Annotated in this window: 20 protein-coding genes and 1 riboswitch; of the genes, 17 read left to right on the forward strand and 3 right to left on the reverse strand. The window is 42.4% G+C overall.

The window, feature by feature from the left end; all coding sequences use genetic code 11:
- Window positions 1-128 precede the first annotated feature (128 nt).
- Window positions 129-1,583: an IMP dehydrogenase gene (gene guaB / locus BUB77_RS16825; RefSeq protein WP_073278016.1), complete on the forward strand. Its 1,455-nt coding sequence runs from the start codon at window positions 129-131 to the stop codon at window positions 1,581-1,583.
- Window positions 1,584-1,676: 93 nt separating this feature from the next.
- Here guaB and BUB77_RS16830 read toward each other — a convergent pair whose 3' ends face one another.
- Together BUB77_RS16830 and BUB77_RS16835 are read right to left on the reverse strand one after the other, a co-directional pair.
- A complete protein-coding gene (locus BUB77_RS16830; RefSeq protein ID WP_073278017.1) occupies window positions 1,677-2,408 on the reverse strand; it encodes a peptidoglycan recognition protein family protein in 732 nt (243 codons plus the stop codon).
- Between the two features lie 139 nt (window positions 2,409-2,547).
- Window positions 2,548-3,027 carry a deoxycytidylate deaminase gene (locus BUB77_RS16835; protein WP_073278018.1) on the reverse strand — a complete coding sequence of 160 codons (480 nt, stop codon included), beginning with the start codon at window positions 3,025-3,027 and terminating at the stop codon, window positions 2,548-2,550.
- A gap of 348 nt (window positions 3,028-3,375) precedes the next feature.
- On the opposite strand from BUB77_RS16835, the gene BUB77_RS16840 reads away from it, so the two are divergent.
- From BUB77_RS16840 to BUB77_RS16870, 7 genes are all read left to right on the forward strand, one after another.
- Entirely contained in the window at window positions 3,376-4,305 is a 930-nt protein-coding gene (locus BUB77_RS16840) for a phosphate ABC transporter substrate-binding protein (protein WP_073278019.1), read from the forward strand.
- Window positions 4,302-5,222: a phosphate ABC transporter permease subunit PstC gene (gene pstC, locus BUB77_RS16845; protein ID WP_073278020.1), complete on the forward strand. Its 921-nt coding sequence runs from the start codon at window positions 4,302-4,304 to the stop codon at window positions 5,220-5,222. The genes BUB77_RS16840 and pstC overlap by 4 nt, the downstream gene beginning before the upstream one ends.
- 65 nt (window positions 5,223-5,287) lie before the next feature.
- The gene (gene pstA, locus BUB77_RS16850) at window positions 5,288-6,442 is read left to right on the forward strand and encodes a phosphate ABC transporter permease PstA (RefSeq protein WP_073278021.1); all 1,155 of its coding nucleotides are present in this window, start codon (window positions 5,288-5,290) and stop codon (window positions 6,440-6,442) included.
- A 41-nt stretch (window positions 6,443-6,483) separates the two neighbouring features.
- Window positions 6,484-7,242, forward strand: a complete 759-nt coding sequence (gene pstB / locus BUB77_RS16855; RefSeq protein ID WP_073278022.1) for a phosphate ABC transporter ATP-binding protein PstB — start codon at window positions 6,484-6,486, stop codon at window positions 7,240-7,242.
- 162 nt (window positions 7,243-7,404) lie between these two features.
- Complete coding sequence (phoU, locus tag BUB77_RS16860) at window positions 7,405-8,052, forward strand: phosphate signaling complex protein PhoU (RefSeq protein ID WP_073278023.1); 648 nt, start codon at window positions 7,405-7,407, stop codon at window positions 8,050-8,052.
- 26 nt (window positions 8,053-8,078) lie between these two features.
- A complete protein-coding gene (locus BUB77_RS16865) occupies window positions 8,079-8,783 on the forward strand; it encodes a response regulator transcription factor (RefSeq protein WP_073278024.1) in 705 nt (234 codons plus the stop codon).
- An 87-nt stretch (window positions 8,784-8,870) separates the two neighbouring features.
- Window positions 8,871-10,622: a HAMP domain-containing sensor histidine kinase gene (locus BUB77_RS16870; protein WP_073278025.1), complete on the forward strand. Its 1,752-nt coding sequence runs from the start codon at window positions 8,871-8,873 to the stop codon at window positions 10,620-10,622.
- On the opposite strand, the gene BUB77_RS16875 is transcribed toward BUB77_RS16870, so the two are convergent.
- Window positions 10,563-11,219: a TIGR01906 family membrane protein gene (locus BUB77_RS16875; protein ID WP_073278058.1), complete on the reverse strand. Its 657-nt coding sequence runs from the start codon at window positions 11,217-11,219 to the stop codon at window positions 10,563-10,565. The genes BUB77_RS16870 and BUB77_RS16875 overlap by 60 nt on opposite strands.
- A gap of 364 nt (window positions 11,220-11,583) precedes the next feature.
- On the opposite strand from BUB77_RS16875, the gene BUB77_RS16880 reads away from it, so the two are divergent.
- The 9 genes from BUB77_RS16880 (at window position 11,584) to BUB77_RS16920 (ending at window position 18,719) form a co-directional block, all read left to right on the forward strand.
- Window positions 11,584-11,775: a competence protein CoiA family protein gene (locus BUB77_RS16880; protein WP_073278026.1), complete on the forward strand. Its 192-nt coding sequence runs from the start codon at window positions 11,584-11,586 to the stop codon at window positions 11,773-11,775.
- Between the two features lie 24 nt (window positions 11,776-11,799).
- The gene (locus BUB77_RS16885) at window positions 11,800-12,513 is read left to right on the forward strand and encodes a competence protein CoiA family protein (protein WP_073278027.1); all 714 of its coding nucleotides are present in this window, start codon (window positions 11,800-11,802) and stop codon (window positions 12,511-12,513) included.
- A 16-nt stretch (window positions 12,514-12,529) separates the two neighbouring features.
- Complete coding sequence (locus BUB77_RS16890; RefSeq protein WP_073278028.1) at window positions 12,530-13,207, forward strand: DinB family protein; 678 nt, start codon at window positions 12,530-12,532, stop codon at window positions 13,205-13,207.
- 37 nt (window positions 13,208-13,244) lie between these two features.
- Window positions 13,245-13,327: riboswitch (ZMP/ZTP riboswitch) on the forward strand.
- A 95-nt stretch (window positions 13,328-13,422) separates the two neighbouring features.
- The gene (gene purH, locus BUB77_RS16895) at window positions 13,423-14,976 is read left to right on the forward strand and encodes a bifunctional phosphoribosylaminoimidazolecarboxamide formyltransferase/IMP cyclohydrolase (protein WP_073278029.1); all 1,554 of its coding nucleotides are present in this window, start codon (window positions 13,423-13,425) and stop codon (window positions 14,974-14,976) included.
- Window positions 14,977-15,666: 690 nt separating this feature from the next.
- Window positions 15,667-16,284 (forward strand): lactate utilization protein, encoded by a 618-nt coding sequence (locus tag BUB77_RS16900; protein WP_073278030.1) that lies wholly within the window; start codon window positions 15,667-15,669, stop codon window positions 16,282-16,284.
- Window positions 16,285-16,442: 158 nt separating this feature from the next.
- Window positions 16,443-17,099, forward strand: a complete 657-nt coding sequence (locus tag BUB77_RS16905) for a DNA-3-methyladenine glycosylase family protein (RefSeq protein ID WP_073278031.1) — start codon at window positions 16,443-16,445, stop codon at window positions 17,097-17,099.
- Entirely contained in the window at window positions 17,096-17,674 is a 579-nt protein-coding gene (locus BUB77_RS16910; protein ID WP_242962536.1) for a bifunctional transcriptional activator/DNA repair enzyme AdaA, read from the forward strand. The genes BUB77_RS16905 and BUB77_RS16910 overlap by 4 nt, the downstream gene beginning before the upstream one ends.
- Window positions 17,671-18,135, forward strand: coding sequence for a methylated-DNA--[protein]-cysteine S-methyltransferase (locus tag BUB77_RS16915; protein WP_073278032.1), 465 nt, complete (start codon window positions 17,671-17,673; stop codon window positions 18,133-18,135). Before BUB77_RS16910 ends, BUB77_RS16915 begins: the two co-directional genes overlap by 4 nt.
- A 137-nt stretch (window positions 18,136-18,272) precedes the next feature.
- Entirely contained in the window at window positions 18,273-18,719 is a 447-nt protein-coding gene (locus BUB77_RS16920; RefSeq protein ID WP_073278033.1) for a GNAT family N-acetyltransferase, read from the forward strand.
- Window positions 18,720-18,727: the final 8 nt, after the last annotated feature.

Raw genomic sequence — 18,727 nt, forward strand, 5'->3', positions numbered from 1 at the left:
CTATTATTTCTGTATGTTGCAGAGGGACAAAATCTGTTATTACTAGTTGACAAGCGGTTTCTTATTGGTTATACTTTTAAAAATTAACTAAAATTCAGCTATCAGAAAAGAAAGAGAGGAAAAATGAGATGGGAACTATTATCGGTGAAGGCATTACCTTTGATGACGTCTTACTGGTACCAGCCTTTTCAGAAGTGATACCCAATGAAGTGGATGTGTCAACTTATCTGACAAAGACGATTAAATTAAACATTCCTATGATGAGTGCGGGAATGGATACGGTAACAGAGCACAGAATGGCTATTGCAATGGCCAGACAGGGCGGAATCGGTGTAATTCATAAAAATATGTCCATAGCGCAGCAGGCGGAAGAGGTGGACAAGGTAAAACGATCCGAGAACGGTGTTATTACAGATCCCTTTTATTTATCACCGGAACATACCTTAGAGGATGCCAATAATTTAATGTCTAAATACAGAATATCCGGTGTTCCTATTACAGAAGGAAAACGTCTGGTGGGTATTATTACGAACCGTGACCTTAAATTTGAAACAGACTATTCCAAGAAAATCAAAGAAAGTATGACCTCAGAGGGTCTTATTACCGCCCCTGTAGGCATTACCCTGGAAGAAGCCAAGAAAATTCTTGCTTCCGCCAGAAAAGAAAAGCTTCCGATTGTTGATAATGACGGTAATTTAAGCGGACTTATTACAATAAAAGATATAGAAAAGCAGATTAAGTATCCCCTTTCTGCAAAGGACGCCCAGGGCAGACTGCTCTGTGCAGCCGCAGTAGGTGTTACCGCCAATATCTTAGAGAGAGTGGACGCTCTTGTAAAAGCCAAGGTGGATGCTATTGTAATTGATACGGCTCATGGCCATTCTGCCAATGTATTGAGGATTGTCCGTATGGTAAGGGATGCTTACCCTGAACTTCAGATTGTTGCCGGTAATATAGCAACTAAAGAAGCCACAGAGGACCTGATCAAGGCAGGCGTTAATGCTGTCAAGGTTGGTATCGGCCCCGGCTCCATCTGTACGACCAGAGTAGTGGCAGGAATTGGTGTTCCCCAGGTAACAGCTATTATGGATTCCTACGAAGCAGCTAAGAAGCATGGCATTCCGGTAATCGCAGATGGAGGTATCAAGTATTCCGGCGATATCACAAAGGCAATTGCTGCTGGTGCCAATCTCTGTATGATGGGCAGCATATTTGCAGGCTGTGATGAAAGTCCCGGAGAATTCGAATTATTCCAGGGAAGAAAATACAAGGTTTACCGTGGCATGGGCTCCATTGCCGCTATGGAGAACGGAAGCAAGGACAGATACTTCCAGACCAATGCCAAAAAGCTGGTACCGGAAGGCGTGGAAGGAAGAGTAGCCTATAAGGGTACCGTAGAGGATACCGTATTCCAGCTGATTGGCGGACTCCGTTCCGGTATGGGATATTGCGGAACCAAGACGATTGAGGATTTGAAGCAGAACGGACGCTTTGTTAAGATATCCGCAGCTTCACTTAAGGAAAGTCATCCCCATGATATTCATATTACCAAGGAAGCACCTAACTACAGTGTAGAAGAGTAAATATGCAGTTTCAGTACTGTTTTACCGGAAAGTAAAATTACCGGGAAACATAAGGCAGTAAAGATAAAGCAAAGACAGAAATTAAAAGAAGCTTCAGCCTAATTCAGCTGAAGCTTCTTTTTCTTTTAAATAGGTAATGATATCATCTTTCAGAGCTTTCCATGCATCCTCATGCTTCACATAATAAAGCGGGCACAGCTTTCCTGTCACATCATAATGTCTGAGTAAATCCCTTTTATCCAGTCCGTATTTACTGCACAGCCAGGCGGACAGTGCAACAAGAGAATCATAGGTCTTTTGATTGAATTTGCCCGTAGCATCCGGGTGGCAGCATTCAATGGAAATGGTATCGTCATTTCTGTTATTTGATGCAAAGGCTATCTCATCCAGGGGAATACACTGAAGGATTTCCCCGTCTAACCCGATAACAAAATGGCTGCTGGCAGAAGTTTTCGTCTGGAGTCTTAAATTCTCAAAATAATTCCGGTTGGCATTTGCAGAAGTGCCGGGATTGGCGGTATAGTGGATTACAATACCCTTTACTCTTTTTAACGGCTTTTCTGACCGGGAGTAGTTATTGGGTGTAAGGAGTTTCTCGGTTATGGGAGGAGGTGCTATGGTATAGTAGGAAAAACCATAGGGCGCTTCCTTGTGATGTTTCAGAACTGAAAACAGCATGGTTCCGACGATAGCTGTCATAAGTATGCATAGGCTGGTGATAGCAATAATATCACGAAGTCTGCTTCTGCGTTTTTTTCTGCGGCGTTTATCCTTGGCATCCATGGGTCTAACTTCCTCTTCTGCATTTTCTTCTATCTTAATCATTCCACAACATCAGGTGCCATGCAAGGAAAAAAGAATTAATAATAATGAAGTATTTCTTAAGCTGGCCTCTTCCCGGCAGCCAAATCTATATTTTTATGAAGATTTTTATGTAGTAAATTCTTTTGGAACAGGTGGTTTTCTAGAGGGAGATTGTAATATCACGGTTGATGGGCTGGTATTTCCGGTAGGAGATAGCGGCAGCGTCCAGCATCTTTTTGGCGGCTCTGGTAGCATCGGTTTCGGCATACTTGTCCGACAGGTAAATAATTTCACTGATACCCTTTTGGATAATGGCCTTTGTACATTCATTGCAGGGAAATAAGGTGACATAGAGCTTTGCACCTTTCATGTAAGGGCCGGTATAGTTAAGGATGGCATTCATTTCAGCGTGGCAGACATAAAAATACTTGGTATCAAGGGGATTACCCTCCCGCTCCCAGGGAAATTCATCATCCGAACAGCCAATGGGCATACCGTTATAGCCCACAGAGAGAATTTTATTGTCCTCACTTACAATACATGCCCCTACACTGGTGCTGGGGTCCTTGCTCCGCTCCGCAGAAAAGATTGCAATCCCCATAAAATATTCATCCCAGGTAATATAGTCTTGTTTTTTCATTCCCTTATCCTCCTGATTTGCTCATCAAATATAAGTTTATTTTAACATAGGAAAAAGGCTAAGTAAATTTAAAATAAAATGGGAATACTTTTTAATACAGAAAAAAATGTTAAATTTATAAAATATAGCAGGAAAGAAAACGCAGGGGTACCCGGTCATTTTTAATATATTTTGGTAAAAATGGTATTATAAAATAACTAATTTCAGGTTTTATGCGGAATAAGAGACTTTACAAAAACTTTACATTCTAAAAATACGCGGATTACAAAGGGCTAGTAGAATGAAACCTGTAATTAGAACAACCAAGAAATATAACAGGGGGATCCCAAATCAAGGAGGAAAGAAATAATGAAGCTAAAAAATAAAGTTCTGGCAGTTCTTTTAACAATGGCGCTTGTTGGTGTGCTTGGAGGTTGCGGAAAATCAAACAACGCATCCGGTAATGCAGGCAATGCGACCACAGAACCTACACAGGCAGCTACAGATGCAGCAACAGAAACACCTGCAGCAACAGAAGCACCTTCTACAGACAACTTATCCGGTACAGTAACCATAACAGGTTCTACATCCGTTGAAAAAATCTTAAATGACATGATTGATGAATTTACCGCAGCTAATCCTGATGTGACAATCAACTATACAGGAACCGGTTCTTCCGCAGGTATTGCAGATTCTATTTCAGGAGCAAATGACATCGGTGCTTCTTCCAGAAATTTAAAGGATGACGAAAAAACATCAGGCCTTAAGGAAGTAACCTTTGCTTATGACGGTATTGCCGTAGCTGTAAATCCCGCTAACACTTTAAAGAACATTACAACAGAAGACCTTGCTAAGATATTCTCCGGCCAGATTACGAACTGGAAGGATGTAGGCGGAAAAGACGCTGATATCGTAGTAGTATCCAGAGAGGGTGCTTCCGGAACAAGAAGCGCATTTGAAGAACTGACAAAGTTAGAAGATGCAGGCGGTTTAACAGAGAATGCAACAGTTGTTGAAGGAAATGGTAACGTTCAGACAGCAGTAGCAGGAAATGAAAATGCAATTGGTTATGTATCCTTCTCCTATATTGACAGTACAGTAAAAGCTCTTACCGTAAATGATGTAGAAGGAACTCCTGAAAATGCTAAATCAGGAAAGTATGTACTCTCAAGACCTTTCCTCTTTGTATACAATGAAGGAAAAGCATCAGCCGCTGCAAAAGCATTCGTAGACTTCTCATTAAGCGATGATGGCCAGGCATTCGTAGAAAAACACGGAGGAATAAAATTAGATAAATGAAAAAGAACGTAAGCAATCAGAATAAGGCAGGTAAAGCGGTAGAATATAAAGAGACACTGTTTCATATTATCTTTTTAGTAAGTGCTTTGGTTAGTGTCCTGAGTGTCGTTGCAATTATCGTCTTCGTATTTGCCAAAGGCTTAAAACCCTTTTTCGGAAAAGATGCTTACAGCTTTCTAACATTTATAACCGGATTAAAATGGGACCCGAACAATAATGTATTTGGAGTGTTCTACATGATAGTAGGATCCCTGCTTGCAACCCTGGGCGCGATAGCGTTCGGGGTTCCAATTGGTTTACTGACAGCTGTATTTATCGCCGAAATAGCACCTAAGAAAATAGTTTCAATTATTAAGCCGGGAATAGAATTATTAGCCGGCATTCCGTCCGTTATATACGGAGCCTTCGGTCTTGGAGTCATCGTCCCTTTAATTAATAAAGTATCTCCCACCGGACAGGGGCAGTCCTTATTAGCTGTTATCTGTGTACTTACAATTATGGTGCTGCCTACCATTATATCCTTAAGTGAAAGCAGTATCCGCGCCGTGCCCAAGTCCTACCGGGAAGCCTCCTATGGCCTTGGCGCTTCCAAAATACAGACCATTTTCAAAGCAGTTATTCCCGCAGCCCGCTCCGGAATATTGACGGCTACCGTACTTGGTATCGGCAGGGCTATCGGAGAGACTATGGCAGTAATGATGATTGCAGGAAATAATATCGGCGGCCTGCCCACCAGTATATTCTCAAAAATCAGACCTCTGACCACCAACATTGCCATGGAAATGGGCTATGCCTCCGGAAGGCATCAGGATATGCTCTTTGCCACCGGTGTAATCCTTTTTACCTTCATCATGGCTATTAACTTTACGCTGATCCGGCTGACCAAAAAGCTTGGGAACGAAGGTCCTTTAAGATAAGCAATTTTCACTTATATTTAGGCAGTGCCGCCGGCAGTATTGCGGTATGCGCGAAAGAGGTTTAAATGAATAATAATAATTGGAGCAACAGAAAAGTGAAAGACGGCCTTTTAAGGAGCTTAATCTACCTTGCCACCGCATTGACCGTTAGTATCTTATTTATCATCATAGGTTTCATTTTATACAAAGGAGTACCTGGAATTAATGTGGATTTCCTGACCAGAAGCTGGGATGATAAGACCACCTTTGTAAATATCAAGGCAGATGCCGGCAGAACAGGAGAGGGTGAAGAGGGCTATATTCCTGCTCTTGGCATCACTGTAAAAGAAGGCGACAAAAACCTGGTTATATCGAAGATAGAGAAAAACTCCCCGGCCAAAAAGGCTGTAAATATGAAGAATGCATCCTATGTTCTGAAAAAGGATGATACTATCAGCAAGATAGGGAGTGACAATACGGAGGATTTATCCTTTGGGGACGCAGTAAAGCTGTTAAAGGACAGTGACGGAAGCCTCCGTCTGAAGGTAACAAGACCCGGCGGCGGTATTATACCAATGTTTGTATCGACTATTTATATTATCCTGCTGTCTCTTGTGGTTGCAGGGCCTATTGGAATCAGTGCGGCAATCTACCTCAATGAATATGCAAAGCCCGGCAGAGTCCTTAACATTATCCGCTTTGCCATACAGAACCTGGCTGGTATACCTTCCATTATATACGGCCTTTTTGGTATGCTTTTATTTGTACAGACACTTAAGATGCAGTATTCCATACTGGCTGGTTCCCTTACTCTTAGTATCTTACTGCTTCCGACCATTATTTCCACAACAGAGGAAGCACTGAAGGAAATACCCAGATCCTACAGGGAAGGTTCTTATGGACTTGGAGCAACAAAGCTGCAAACAATTGCAAAGATTATCCTGCCTGGGGCATTGCCGGGCATTCTGGTAGCAGTAATTCTCAGTATCGGCAGAATAGTGGGCGAATCCGCAGCCCTCATCTTTACCGCAGGTACAATCGCACAGATACCGGAAGGGTTAGTAGGGGGAAAGGCATCTGCGGCAACACTTACCACTAAGATGTACTGGCTGATAAAAGAATCGGGAGATTTAAGCGCAGCAAGTTCTATTGCAGTGGTATTGCTGGTTCTTATTATACTATTAAACGTTGCTTCCAAAATGATAACAAGAGCATTTTTAAAAAGAACCGGTAATGGCTGATAGCGCTTTTAACAGGATTTACGAAAACAGGAGGATATGCTTTGAACGATAAGGTGAAATTTACAGTCAGGGATCTGGATTTGTACTACGGAAATTTTCAGGCTCTAAAGAATATAAATATGAATATAGAACAAGGGAAGATTACAGCCTTTATAGGACCTTCCGGCTGCGGCAAATCTACCTTTTTAAAGACTCTGAACCGGATGAATGACCTGGTGGAAGGAGTTAAGATAAATGGGGAAGTTACATTGGACGGCGTGGATATCTATAAGGATTTTGATGCAATCATGCTAAGGTCAAGAGTGGGTATGGTATTCCAGCAGCCAAATCCTTTTCCCATGAGTATCTATGACAATGTAGCTTACGGCCCCAGAATACACGGTGTTAAGAAAAAGAGCGCCCTGGATGAGATGGTGGAGAAATCCTTACGTCAGGCAGCTATCTGGGATGAAGTAAAGGATAAGCTGAAGAAAAGTGCTCTTGCAGTATCCGGCGGACAGCAGCAGAGAATCTGCATCGCCAGAACCCTTGCAATTGAACCGGAGGTAATATTAATGGATGAACCTACCTCGGCACTTGACCCTATTTCTACTATTAAAATAGAAGACCTTGCTACGGAATTAAAGAAGCACTATACTATTATTATAGTAACCCATAACATGCAGCAGGCCGGACGTATTTCCGATAAAACAGCCTTCTTCCTGACGGGAGAGGTAATAGAATACGGTGATACCGAGCAGATATTTAACAAACCGTCCAATAAGAAAACAGAAGATTATATCACCGGAAGATTCGGTTGATTAATTGAATTAGGTAAAAGTATAATTCAAATAAGCCTGTATGGAAAATTTATACGGAAAATATGAAAAAGGTAACCCGAAAAGACTTGCAAATAAATAGGAAAATGCTATTATATTGGTAATCAACTAGCCCTTATTAAGGGCGGATAGGAGCTGAATCGAATGAGACAGACTTTTCTTGCACAACTGGAGGAATTAAACAATGATGTAATCAAAATGGGAAGCATATTAGAGCTGTCCATGAACGAAATGATAGGAGTCCTTCATGACAAAGACATTGAAAGGGCAAAGAAGATCATTGACAGAGATGATGAAATTGATATGCTGGAACAGCATATCGAGAAGGAATGCATCAATATCATTGCCAAGCAGCAGCCATTGGCATCGGATTTAAGAAAGATAACCTCAATAATGAAGATCATAACGGACATTGAACGTATTGCGGACCAATGCGCAGATATCTCAGAGTATATTATCAAGCTTAACAGGTATCCTCAGATGGACTCGCCCAAGTCCCTTGATTCTATGATTGAAGCTATGAAAAAGATGGTAATTAACACCATAGACAGCTTTGTGGAGGCTGATGTTAAAAAGGCAAAGGCTGTCATTGAAGCAGATGATGAAGTGGATAATGACTTTGAGAAAATAACGGAGGAGCTGTCCCTTATCATGCAAAATAAACCGGAGCTGGTACCCCAGTGTATTTGTTATCTGATGATAATAAAGTACCTGGAGAGAATGGCAGATCATGCCACGAATATAGCAGAGTGGATAACCTATATTGTTACAGGAAATCTAACGGTTGGATAAAGAAATCCCTTGAAGGAGAGTTTCTCATGAAAACAATATTAGCGGTAGATGATGAAGAACATATTTTAGAGCTATTAGCCTATAATCTGGAAAGAGACGGCTACCGGGTCTTAAAGGCGGAATCCGGTGAACTTGCTCTGGAAATACTGGCTTTTGAGAAAGTTGATATCGTGCTTTTAGACTGGATGCTGCCGGGAATGGACGGAATAGAAGTGCTGCGGAAAATCCGCTCCGACAGGAATTATCACAATATCCCCGTTATTTTCCTGACGGCAAAAGGGGATGAGATCAGTAAAGTGGTAGGACTTGAGGTAGGCTCTGACGATTATCTGGTAAAGCCCTTTGGTATCCATGAATTGCTGGCGCGTATCAAGGCAGTGCTGCGAAGAACAGAAGGCACTGGAAAGCAAAGCGAAGAAAAGGATGAAAGAGAAGAAAAGCTCATTATTGACCAGCTGGAAATCAACCGTTCCAGGAGGACGGTAACCCTTGACGGAGACCTCGTTGAGCTTTCCTTTAAGGAATTTGAGCTATTATATCTGCTGGCGAAAAACAGAGGTATCGTATTTACCAGGGATAACCTTCTGGAAAAGGTATGGGGATATGACTATATCGGCGAGACCAGAACCGTGGATGTACATGTAAGTAACCTGAGAAAGAAGATAGAAAAGGATGAAAGCCATCCTGTTTATATCAAAACGGTAAGGGGTATGGGGTATAAGTTCGCATAATTCACACAAGATTGTGCCTGCGAAATCCTCGGCCCAATCTTGCGGTGCGCTGGAAAGGCATGGCTAATATTCAGAAAAGGAGTTAAAATGCAGAAAAAGCTCTATATCAGTTACCTTGCAACGATTATTTTAGCCCTGGGAATAGCAGGAATATTATTCTGGAATGAGACCTCGGATTACTTATATAAGCAAAGTGAGGACCGTTATCTGGCCCAGGCGCAAATGGTGGCAGACGTATTTACGATGACAGGCTTTAGTAGCGCTCAGGATTATGAGTCCTTCGTAGATAAATATGGGAACAAGTACAATTGCAGAATAACGATTATTGATAAAGACGGAAATGTCATTGCAGATTCCAAAACCGACGGACAGATGGAAAACCATAAATCCAGAGAAGAAGTGAAGCTTGCCTTAAAGGGTGAGAGCGTTTCGGTGACCAGGTATTCCAAAACCATGAAGCAGGAATATTCCTATAGCGCAGTCCCTGTGAAAACAGCAGATTTTGACGGGGTTATCAGGATATCCCTGCCTTTCTCAACCATAAAGGACTTAACCGATAAATTAGGAGGTTCTCTGGAACTTACGGTATTTCTGTGCCTGGTATTAGCCATGGCTGCCGCCGCTATTTTTACAGGGCTTTTCACAAAACCTATTAATGAGGTGGCAAGAGCGGCAGAGAGAATATCCGACGGAGACTATAATATTAAAATCTACACAAGGGATAAATCCGTGGTTGGAAAGCTTGCCCGTTCCTTTAACATTATGGCCGGAAATCTGAAGAACACCATAACCAGCCTCACACAGAGAAATGCGGAGCTGGAAGCGATGCTCAGCAGCATGGAGGCAGGCGTTGTTGCCATTGATGACAGCAGCGATGTACTCTTTTTCAATAAATCCTTTGAAAAGATAAACAATACCGGAAAGACCATTGCAGTAGGGCAGTCCCTGTATTCCATCTTCCGTAATGCCGCTGTATTTGATGCAGTGGATGAAGTAAAGGAAACGAAAACAAGTGTTATGAAGGAAGGCAGTATATCAGGGCTATCCATGAGCTTTATCAGGGTTACCGGCACACCCCTGGGGCTGGAAGGAGAGAAATCCTTTGGCGTTCTTTTAATTATAGAGGACATTACCCAATTGAAGAAGCTGGAAAATATGCGAAGAGATTTCGTTTCTAACGTGACCCATGAATTAAAGACACCTCTGACATCCATCAGAGGATTTATAGATACTTTAAAAAATGGAGCCATAAAAGAAGAAGCAGTGGCAAACCGCTTCCTGGATATTATTGATATTGAGGCGGAGAGGCTGTTTACACTTATTCAGGATATCTTATTGCTGCAGGAAATCGAATCTAAAAGAGATTTTGAGAGAATTCCCTGTGATATCAATGATTGTGTGAAATCAGTGATTGAACTGCTCCAGCCAAAGGGAAAAGACGATCTGGAAATAATCTTTGAGCCCCAGCCGTATCTGAGACCCTTTTACTGCAATCCCGACAGAATGAAGCAGCTCTTTATAAATCTTCTGGACAATGCCATGAAATATACGGAAGAGGGTACCATAACCGTTACCCTGAAGGAAGAAGAGGACAATTTGGTCCTGGGGGTCAAGGACACGGGAATCGGCATTGACAAGGAATCACTGCCACGTATCTTTGAGCGCTTCTACCGGGTGGACAGGGGACGTTCCAGAAAGCAGGGAGGAACCGGCCTTGGACTTTCCATTGTAAAGCATATTGTAGAACTTTACAGCGGAAATATCCAGGTAAACAGCACCTTAGGAGAGGGAACGGAATTTATCATTGCCCTTCCTTACGACACGGGAAAAAAGAAATAAACCAAGGCTGCCAAGAAGAATGATTCCAAGGATGAGAAAAAGGCAGTGCATAAAGAAGGTATCCGGCAGGAGATTGATAATCGGGTCGGTAGCCGGATCAAAGAGCCAGTAATTGTTGCGGAAGAATATCTTGTGCAGCACAACAAAAAGCTTGTCAAAGTTAATGGCGCATGCCAGCGCAACAAGCAGAGGCAGCACCACTACAGTAACACTGGAAGGCAAAAGATAACGGTAGTCCCTGACTTTTCTTTTATATAGGATAGTCACAAGGAGCAGCAGGGCAGTTACAGCTAAAATATAATAAAAGGCTATAAAGATATTTTTAACCTCCCTGAAATGCTCCAACGCCGGGGCAGAAGAGGGGAGGGTAGGAAACTTTAGCTCTCCCTTATAAAAGGGTGAATTATAATCAATGAGCACATCATAATTTTCTTTTATCACAGAGGCCTCTATCCCGGAGGTTTTTTCTATGTCCAGATGTTTTATATCAAAATAATAGAGAGGTCTGAAATTCACTGCAAGAATGACCCCGGCAGAAATAAAGAACAGGGCAAATAGTAAGCCGATACCGATATCGGTCAATTTAAACTTTCTCATATGCGTAATCCTTTCAAAGAGATTCATAATAAATTTAATCAAATTTATGATAGCAGCTAGAGATTCATAAATTTCCAGTTCAGCAATACGAAAGACCATATAATTAAAAATGGTATCTTATAACATATTATATCTTTCCACAAGAAATTAAGCAAATGAATTGTAATACTGTGCTATAGAACAAGGACTCCGTTTGCTTGTATATGTGTTATGGAATGCTGTTAAGGGTCTAACTTCAAGATAGATAACCGCAGGCTGGCTTCATGGCCTTCAGGATTTAACAGAATTTTAACAGGTATATACAAGAGTATAGCTTTTCATGGTATAATGTATACAGAATCTGATTGGATTAAGGGAGAAACCGATGGAAAGCTGCATTCACAAAGGAGAAGAAATCTGCGCCTATGAACTAAAGGACAGCTCAGGAATTTATCAGGTGGAAAGGGTAGAGGAATTAAAGCTTGCAGCGGCAAAGGGAGAGCTGATCTGCAGAGAATGCGGCTCCAAGGTCTATCTGGCTGCGGGATTGATAAAGGAACCCTATTTTGCCCACTAATCCCCATGCATATCGCAAGCTTGCTTGCGATACTGCTTAAATAGAAAGATTAAAAATGCAACGCATTTTTCAATCAATGACCTTACCGGCTGCGAATATTCTGCCAACAGGGAGTCCGAGGAGGCATTAAAGGGCAAGCGGCTGCTCTACCACCTGCTTCGGACAAGCTTTCCGGAGGAAGAGCTCTATACCAGATATAAGCTGAAGAACGGCTTATATTGCAGCTTCTTCCTGCCCTTTACGGACGGAAAGCCCATTGCAGTTGAGTTCAGGTTGTACAATACGGGAATAGACGAATTCTATATAAGGGATCAATATTACCGGGAAGAGGGAATTACGCCTGTCTATATAGTAGGGCACCGGGTCGATAAAAACGACAGGCAATTATCCTGGTACCAGAATCTGATTCAGAAATCCATGGGTTATTGTGCTTTTTTGGATGCTGTGCAGGAAAAAATGTTTTTAAAAAAGAGCTTTTATAACCGCTTTGAAGGAAAAGGAAGGGTAAGGCTCCTTTGGAAGGATTATCCGGTAAAGGAGCTTCTTCTTAACAGGAATGGAATTCTTTCAGAAGAATTTATGGAGGAATGCAGTAAAGCAGAGAAGGCCTTTGCCCTCCCGGAAGGCATCCGGGAGGATATCCTGGAAAATGCCCTGCGGCTGGTAAAGGAAGGGCAGGGGCACCTGGTATCGGAGAAATACAGGAATTTTATAAGAGAAAGAAAACTGCTTAGATAAGCGGAAGGGGGTATTTATGTTCCAGGTAGGTACAGATTGGAATCCCAAGCAGGCACGGCTGAAAGAGCTGCTTGCAAAGCCTGAAAAGTTTGAGGAAGCAAAGGAGCTTTGTCTCCAATTACATTCAATAGTCCACTCCTCGGAGATAACACCGGGCATCGAGCCAACCTTACTGGATGAGGTATGGGAGGGCTTGACGGAAAAGGCCTTTCTTATCATGCCGACAGTGAAGGATGTGACAGTTGCATGGAACATCTGGCATATTACGCGAATCGAGGATATCACAGCCAATATTTTAATAGGGGAAAGAGAACAGGTATTGGATGAAGAATGGCTGGAGCGCCTTGGAGTCCGGGTCAGGGACACAGGTAATGCAATGACGGATGAGGAAATCCTTGCTTTAAGCCGGCAGCTGGTCCGGGAAGAGCTTAAAAGCTACCGGGATGCCGTAGGAGTCAGAACAAAGGAAATAATAAATAATCTGACTTCCCCTGATTTGAAAAGGAAGGTAAAAGGGGAAAGCATTGCAAGGATATTAAAAGAAGGCGGCGTGACGGAACAGGAGGATTCCATCTGGCTATTGGATTTCTGGGGGAAGAAAAATGTAGCAGGCATTATTCTTATGCCAATCACAAGGCATCAGGCAGGGCACCTAAATGATTGCATAAAGTTAAAGAAAAAGCTGCAAAAATAGGGGTTGCCATACTGGTTAAAATATTGTACACTAAAAATAGATTTTGTATGACTGGCGGAAATGGGAGCTTACCCATAGGGAGTACAAAAATATGATATGCCGACCGCCTGGGCAGCTCTGGTAATGGGATAGTTACCGGGTTACCAGGGCGGTTTTTTGTTGTCTTTAGGAAGAATAACCATATAGTCCCTATTTTAAGGAAAAGGAGAGCGGAAATGAGAGCATTAATCAGCGTATCGGACAAAACAGGAATTGTGGAATTCGCAAAGGAACTGGAGGCCCTTGGCATTCAGATTCTGTCAACGGGAGGAACCTATAAAAAGCTGAAGGAAGAAGGAATCAAAGCAGTTGAGGTATCCGAGGTGACAGGCTTCCCCGAATGTCTTGACGGAAGGGTAAAGACCCTGCATCCTGCCATCCATGCCGGACTTCTTGCCATGAGAGGAAAGGAAGAGCATATGAAGCAGCTGGAGGAGCTTCATATCGAACCCATAGATTTTGTCATTGTAAATCTCTATCCCTTTAAAGCAACCATCCTGAAAGAAGATGTTACCAGGGAAGAAGCTGTTGAGAATATCGATATCGGAGGTCCCACCATGCTTCGCAGCGCCGCCAAGAATTATCAGGATGTAGCGGTAGTGACGGACCCGGCTGATTACGAAAAGGTACTGGGAGAATTAAAGGGGCAAGGACAGGTAAGCCTTGATACCAAGTTCTATCTGATGCAGAAGGTATTTATGCATACCTCCAATTATGATACCATGATTGCCGATTACCTGAAAAAGGAAAGAAAAGATACCGCTCTTCCTGAAACCTTAACCCTGACCTATGAGAAGGTACAGGATATGAGATACGGGGAAAACCCTCACCAGAAGGCCGCCTTCTACCGGGAAATCGGAAAGAAAAAAGGTTCTATAGTTGATGCTTTACAGCTTAACGGAAAAGAGCTGTCCTTTAACAACATCAATGACACCAATGGAGCTTTGGAATTGCTGAAGGAATTCAGCGAACCTACCGTAGTTGCTTGCAAGCACGGTAATCCCTGCGGTGTGGGAAGCGCAGATAACATAGAGGCAGCCTGGGATAAGGCTTATCAGGCAGATAAGGTATCCATCTTCGGCGGAATTGTAGTAGTAAACCGTACTGTAACGGCTTATATGGCAAATGAAATGAGTAAAATCTTCTTAGAGGTTATTGTGGCGCCGGCCTTTGAAGAAAAAGCGCTTGAAATACTGAAGGGCAAGAAAAATGTCAGAGTATTGCAGCTGGCAGATATCGAAGTACCTCAGAATGAGAATGCCTATGACTTAAAGAAGGTAAATGGTGGCCTTATTGTTCAGACCATAGACAGCAAGCTTTTAGAGGAAGCCGATATCAAAGTAGTAACGGACAGAAAGCCTACTGACAAGGAAATGGAAGATATGCTCTTTGCCATGAAGGTCGTAAAGTTCGTAAAATCCAACGGTATTGCCCTTGCAAAGGATAAGCAGACCATCGGCATCGGCCCCGGACAGGTAAACCGTATCTGGGCAGCCAAGCAAAGCATAGAGCACAGCAGGGAACTGATAAGTGAAGAAGCTTCCGCTGGCTCCGTACTTGCTTCCGATGCCTTCTTCCCCTTTGATGATTGTGTGGAAGCTGCCCAGGAAGGCGGAATAACCGCAATCATTCAGCCCGGCGGCTCCATCCGTGACGAGGATTCCATTAAGAAATGCAATGAGTACGGAATCACAATGGTATTTACCGGAATGAGGCATTTTAAGCACTAAGACAGCTGAGGATGAAATGCTGGTAGCTAAATTTAAAAGTAAAAATTAAATAATGTTTAAGCAATAAAGCAGCATTGTTATAAAATATTGATATAAAAATTATTTTATTAGAAAAGTACTGTAAATAGGACGGATTGGTATGTCTTTAAGGCAAAGGATTAACAAGAATGCCTTGCCGCAAAGATACCATCCGTCCTTTTTGAGTGTAAAACCCAATAAAAATTAATTTTTATAAAATTCTAATATAAATTTATTTATTAATTTTATTATAAATTTGAAGATAGATAATTTGATTGCAGTGGTTATAGTATCGTAAGCAGGCTTGCGATATGCATAGGGATTAAGATGCACTCAGCTTCGTGAAAATCGATTCGCTGCATTTTATGCTCCCAATATACGTATACAAAAGCTGAGATTAACTTATGATGCCAGAATCATGATTGTATGTTAAAAAATACAGGTTGCTTTTTCTATGACATGCAGTTTATCATAGTAGCAGATGCCTAATACAGTCGTTGTTGTGAAAGAAATTAAAAAGCAGAAGGCTGCTATTTGTGAGGCTATGTCCTATTACGAGGCTATTTCCTATTATGAGGTAAATTTCTTTTTACGAGGCAATTTTTCTATCAAATAGAAGCATCTGCATATAAACCATCAGTTTTACCATAGGAAAGGAGAATTCAATCCTGCATGGAGGAAATAATACAGAAAACCATTTTAAATTTACAGAGAAATAATATGGAGGGATATTTTGTTGAGAATAAGGAAGAATTACTTACACTGATATCCACACTGATAACAAGGGGAGAAAAGGTTGGCTGCGGGGATTCCGTTACCTTAGAGGAGACCGGGGTTTTTGAATATCTTCGAAGCGGTAATTTTGATTTTTATGATAAACACCGACAAAGTTTAACTTCCAATGAAAAACGGGAGCTTTATATAAAAAATTTTAGTGCGGATACCTTTATAACCGGTACCAATGCCATAACTGCTGACGGAAAATTATTTAACCTCGACGGAAATGGAAGCCGCGTTGCCCCCATGCTTTACGGACCTCAGCAGGTGATAGTTGTAGCAGGGACAAATAAGATCGTGGAAACGGCGGAAGCTGCCATAAACCGAACAAGGCAAATCGCAGCACCCCTGGATGCGAAAAGGCTGAATAAAGATACACCATGTGTAAAGCTGGGGAAATGTATCGATTGCAGGCACAAACAGCGAATTTGCAATGACTTTGTTTTAATCTCCGGGCAATTTTTAAAAAACAGAATCAAAGTGATTCTTATAGAAGGAGAATACGGTTATTGATTTTATGGAAGTTGATGTTGAAAAGTGGCTCCGGCAATATGAAAAGTGGCTCCGGTAATATGAAAAGTGGTTACAGAATAATTCCGAATTGGATATCCTGATTTGAGAAGAAAATTAACCAATGAATATGGTATAGTGATGATATCGGAGGTGATTATTTGTATTTTGAATACGGTAACGAGGAAATAGAGTTTCTGAAAAGCCGGGACAAGGTCCTTGGTGCAGCAATTGACCAAATTGGATTAATCTACCGGGAAGTTGACCGTGACCTGTTTTCTTCTGTGGTCCATCATATCATAGGGCAGCAGATTTCCACCTCTGCCCAGGCAACGATATGGCAGCGGCTTACAAACAGCCTTGAGGATATCAATGCCGATACCATATGTACGCTGGAACTTAATGAGCTGCAAAAGTTCGGAATGACTTATAAGAAAGCCGGATATATTAAGGACTTCGCGGAAAAAGTAAGAAATAAGGAATTTGACATAGAGATGCTTAACAGGCTGCCCGATCAGGAGGTCGTGAAGGAGCTTTCTGCTCTGAAGGGTATTGGAGTGTGGACTGCGGAAATGCTTATGACCTTTAGTATGCAGCGTCCGGATATTGTCAGCTTCGGAGACCTTGCCATTCACCGCGGAATGCGGATGCTGTACCATCATAAAACCATTGACAGGGAAAAGTTCGAAAAATATAAAAGGCGTTATTCACCCTATGGGACAGTAGCCAGTCTTTACCTCTGGGCAATAGCCGGAGGAGCAATTACCGGAATGCGTGATTATGCACCCAGGAAGAAAAAAGGGGAGGCAAAGAAATGATACCGAAAGATATAGCGGCAGATAAAATGACACCGGAGGAAATGTGGAAAGCGGTATCTGAAAATGACGCATCCTATGACGGCCTGTTTTTTTATGCAGTGAGGTCCACAGGAATCTATTGCCGCCCCTCATGCAAATCGAAAGTTCCCAAACGGGAAAATGTTTGTTTTTTTGATACCGCAGAAGGAGCAAGAACAGCCGGTTTTCGGCCCTGCAAGCGGTGCAGGAGCGACCTGGCAGAGTATCAGCCCATCAGGGAAATTGCAGATAAGGCAAAGCAGCTGCTGGACGATTCTTTTCGCAGGAGCTGTGAATGGAACCGGGAGCTGAGGCAGCTTGGAGTATCAAAACGCCGTATGGCAGAAATCTTTAAGGAGGAATACGGTGTTACACTGTCTGAATATGTGGGCAGTCTGCGCCTTAAGGAAGCAAAGCGGCTGCTTTCTGATACCGGAGAAGAAATAATTGACATTGCATATTCCACCGGCTTTGGCGGAGTATCCTCCTTTTACCGCTTTTTTAAGAATGAAACGGGCTTATCTCCGGCAGCTTACAGAAAGGAGCATTGTGTATGAGCAGATACGCTTTCTATGATTTTGAATTTGGAATTTTAAAAATTGGATATAGCGAGACAGCAATCACCTATTTAAAGCGGGCGGAGAAAATAGATGCTGACAATGAACCTTCTGCCCTTTCAGACAGGGCCTTTGATGAAGTATGCGCGTATCTTAAAGGCACCCGAAGGACCTTTGACTTTCCATATGAGCTAAAGGGTACTGAATTTCAGAAAAAAGTATGGAAGGCGCTCCTTCAGATTCCCTACGGAGAAACCCGTACATATAAGCAGATAGCGGAAGAGGCAGGCAGTCCGAAAGGAAGCCGTGCAATAGGGATGGCAAATAATAAAAACCCTGTTACCATTGCCGTACCATGCCATCGGGTAATCGGGACAGACGGCCGTCTGGTTGGCTATGCAGGCGGCCTTGAGATGAAAAAATTCCTGTTGGAGCTGGAGCAAAGCGGAAAGATTAGTTAGGATAGGGGGGAGTTTGAAAAAGCATACATTATTCAAATTTTTTATTTAAACAGTATCACAAGCAAGTCTGTGATATACTTTGGAAAAAATGATAATTCTATCAGGTGGAATATATAGGATTTTAGTGGAGGGTTTAAATGGTTATCAGGAAATATAAGGCCGCAGATTGCCGGGAAATGGCGGAACTTTTCTATAATACGGTCCATGGGGTCAATGCCAGGGACTATACGGAAGAACAGCTTAATGCATGGGCTTCGGGACAGGTAAATACGGATGCCTGGAACCGTTCGTTTTCGGAGAATTACACGCTTGTTGCGCTGGAAAAGGACAGATTAATTGGCTTTGGTGACATTGATAAAACCGGTTATCTGGACCATCTCTTTGTCCACAAGGATTTTCAGAGTCAGGGAGTGGCAACAATACTCTGCGACGAACTTGAAAAACATTTCCCAGTCAGCTGCATCACAACACATGCATCCATCACCGCAAAGCCTTTTTTTGAAGCCAGAGGCTATCGTGTACTCCGTGAACAGCAGGTGACACGCAATGGTGTAATCCTCACTAATTATGTGATGGAGAAATAAATAATTAT

It is taken from the genome of Anaerocolumna jejuensis DSM 15929 (genome assembly GCF_900142215.1).
In the GTDB taxonomy this organism is placed as follows: Bacteria; Bacillota; Clostridia; order Lachnospirales; family Lachnospiraceae; genus Anaerocolumna; species Anaerocolumna jejuensis.